1 rRNA gene is annotated in these 546 nt (G+C 50.4%); it reads left to right on the forward strand.

The features are described 5' to 3' along the window. Positions 1–546 (forward strand): 23S ribosomal RNA (locus tag AC4J95_RS21130); the annotation flags it as partial.

Raw genomic sequence — 546 nt, forward strand, 5'->3', positions numbered from 1 at the left:
GATGTCACACTGCCGAGAAAAGCTTCTAGTGAGAAAACAATGGCCCGTACCGCAAACCGACACAGGTAGTCGAGGAGAGAATCCTAAGGTGAGCGAGAGAACTCTCGTTAAGGAACTCGGCAAAATGACCCCGTAACTTCGGGAGAAGGGGTGCTGATCTAACGATCAGCCGCAGTGAATAGGCCCAAGCGACTGTTTATCAAAAACACAGGTCTCTGCAAAATCGAAAGATGACGTATAGGGGCTGACGCCTGCCCGGTGCTGGAAGGTTAAGAGGAGTGCTTAGCGTAAGCGAAGGTACGAATTGAAGCCCCAGTAAACGGCGGCCGTAACTATAACGGTCCTAAGGTAGCGAAATTCCTTGTCGGGTAAGTTCCGACCCGCACGAAAGGCGTAACGATTTGGGCACTGTCTCAACGAGAGACTCGGTGAAATTTTAGTACCTGTGAAGATGCAGGTTACCCGCGACAGGACGGAAAGACCCCATGGAGCTTTACTGCAGTTTGATATTGAGTGTTTGTACCACATGTACAGGATAGGTAGGAG

This window comes from Enterococcus sp. GPZ-007 (assembly GCF_059374735.1).